General features: G+C 48.6%; 2 protein-coding genes. Both read right to left on the bottom strand.

The features are described from left to right. Positions 1 to 192: 192 nt before the first annotated feature. On the bottom strand, positions 193 to 336 hold the full coding sequence (locus EXE45_RS19730) for a hypothetical protein (protein WP_158293469.1): 144 nt from the start codon (positions 334 to 336) through the stop codon (positions 193 to 195). 67 nt (positions 337 to 403) lie between these two features. Next, on the bottom strand, positions 404 to 2968 hold a 2565-nt coding region (locus EXE45_RS16250), incomplete at its 5' end, for an Eco57I restriction-modification methylase domain-containing protein (RefSeq protein ID WP_137694936.1).

Below are 2968 nucleotides of genomic sequence, written 5' to 3'. Positions count from 1 at the left end.
GCCCACAGAGTTAGAATCTCTCCGTGTTGGAAACCCCCCTAAATCCCCCCTTACGAATAGTCTGTTCACGGCGGTCCACTGAGCAAGGGACCTGCTCAGTTTTTACGAACTCGCAAACATACAATAGTCAGAAGAACAGGTATTATATAATTCTGGTAGTATTTAACCGCCCCGACGGTAGAGCGACCGACGCTACTTCCGCGCCACCGCGTGTCCCGCTTCGACGACGCGCGGCTCCTCCACGAACAGATTACCCACCGGGAGGTAGACGGCGTCGCCGCCGCGCTCGACGCGCACGCTGAACACGTCGTCGTCCACGAGGTTGCTCTCAAACACGGACTGGACGGCACGGCGTGAGACTTGTCGTGGTATATGATTCGGCTATGAGCGCAGAGGGATACAACTACCAGACTTCCAAGAACCCGTCTACCACTGACACATCGCTCTCGTTGAGGTCGTATACTTCTCGTAGAATTACGTCGTCCAGTTCGTCTTGTAGTTGTTCGGCTTCCTGTTCCAGTTCTTCAATGCGAGCCTCATCGGATTCATACTCATTCATTAGAGTCACTACATCCTCTTGGGTGGGAACTTCCATATTAATCAGTTCAGGGCGACCGAGACGCTTGTCTTGCGACTTCAAGAAATTAAATACGAAATCCCGAACCTGCTCGTCGGTGAACTCCAGAGCGTGTCCTTGCTTCAGAACGACCTGATAGACTTTCTCGGAACTCACCGTCATCTTGTCGTTGGTCCGAATCGGGTCTTGTCGATAGTCATCATCCGAAAGGTCGATAGAGTCGGCAATGTCAAGAATAGTTGAATCTAAATCATAATCTGTCGTATAATTAGTAATGTTAGATGTCTTGTATTCTAATTCAGTAACTCGTTCCAAGGTATCTCGTATCTCTCTGGCAAGTCGTGCAATTTCATCCTTCTTGTCGCAGTCTATCTCAACCGGGAGAGGTTCAAGAAAGGTTTGACCGTAGGAGTAGTGCTTGTCATTGAAAATGAAACTGATGTGTTTATGATAGAATTCTATCAATTTCGAGTTCATCTGTCCTCCGAAATAGAAAACGTCCTGGTCTGTATGCGCAACTTCATCTTTAAGATGAATACCGTAGCCTCCAGCAGTACCACCCCCCACGAAGTAATAACGACCCTCTGTATCCGGAACGAAAGAGGGTTCTTGTCGCAGGACGCCGACCATCATTTTGTCCCGCTCAAACTTTTCGATGTTCTGCTTACGACTGAACGCCCACCAGTTTTCTTTGTCTTTCCACTTCCCACCTTCTCGACTTTTCAGATTGCTCTCGTGTGCTTGGAAGAACTCCCAAGTTTTTGGGTATTCAGTCTCTAATTCACTTTTAGTTAGAACTCTTGCATTACCGTGTGAAACCTCATATGGGAAAATCACCCAACGGCCACTCCAATCAGTCTTCCACCTTTCTATCTCTTTACCCTTCAACAGTCGACGCACGAGGTCCTTTTCTACAGGGAACTGCTTGTCGCTCTCTGGTGGATTAAATTGCACAGTTCCATCGTCATTTTCTTCGACTATTTTTCCGACGAAAAGTTTGTCACGTCCGGTAATGATTCCCTGAAAAACTGCATCCGTTACCTGTTTGAGTCGTGATTCACATCGACGTTCCACCTTGTCGAAGACCTCTCGCTCGTTCTCCGGCATCGGCTTCCAGATGGCTGGTGTTCCCTCATTGTCTTCGGCTAACTGAGCCTGCGGATACTCGAATAGTTCGTAACCCTCGGCCTCATCAGGTGTTTCCCATTGGTTGAGGTATCTAATCTCGTCTAAGGCCCCATCGTTCTTTTCAGCGAATCGCGCACATCGAACCGTATTACCTTCTACAGTTTCCTCTCGGTCAATCGTGAAGACACAAGGGTAAGGGGTGGGAACATCGAAGACATCTGCCTCCTTAAAATCAATTAGGCTGGTAATCGGCTCTTGAACCAGTTTGTCTCGAATTGTCTTGGCATAGTCTGCCATTACGAGTCGGTCGGGACAGATGTACGCCAGTTTTCCGTCATCAGTTAGCCATTCGGCTCCACGCTCGATGAACGGAACGTATATGTCAAAGTTTTTTACTGCACTGGCGTAATGAGTTGAATAGGTATCCTTCATCCCAGTAATATTCTGAATACGAACATAGGGAGGGTTCGCTACTACGACATCGAACTCGACCTCATCTTTGATTTGGTCTACGGCGTTGCGGTCCTCGATGAAGGCTTTTGCTCGACCGTTGTAGTCGGCAAATTGTTCCAGACCAGACTGCATCGTATCTTCGTCTGAGTTTCCATTCTTTTGTTCTCGAAGGGTCGGGGTGAGAGTGTCGGCAACATGAATCTCAAACCCGTCCATTGTGTAGTACGGGTCTTTCTCGGTAACTTTGTCGTATAGGTCGATAGTCCGAAACAGGAGGTTGATTTGCGAGATGTGTGCCGCGAAGGGATTGATGTCGATTCCGTAGACGTTCTCTTCAATTCGTTCGAGAATCGTACGGGCCTCCTCTGCATCTAACTCATGGACGCTGGTCTTGTTGAACTTCTGTAAGAAGTGCTGGATGAGACGCTCGGTAACTTCAGTGAGAAACGTCCCACTACCACAAGCAGGGTCGAGAACCTTCTTTCGCCCAATACCCTCATTCGAACTGTAATCTACTGAGTCGAGCATAAACTGTACGACTTCAAGCGGCGTGTAGTACTCCCCGAGTTCCTTACGCTCCTGCTTGGGGAGGTAATCTTCGTAGACGTGACCGAGAATGTCTCTGTTAACGTACTCGAAATTAAATCGATTGAGTCGCTTGAGAACCTTGCTCAACGAGTAGTTGAGGTCGTCTTCGAGGTCACGCTGCTTTCGCCGCTCTGTCTTCGAGAACTGTCCCCTCTTGTCCTTGCCCACCCACCACCAGTCAAAGATACCGAGTTCGTAGAGGTCGGGGTAGTGGTCATCGAT

The organism is Halorubrum sp. SP9, from assembly GCF_005435015.1.
GTDB lineage: Archaea > Halobacteriota > Halobacteria > Halobacteriales > Haloferacaceae > Halorubrum > Halorubrum sodomense.
This window is presented reverse-complemented; position numbering and strand designations above follow the sequence as displayed.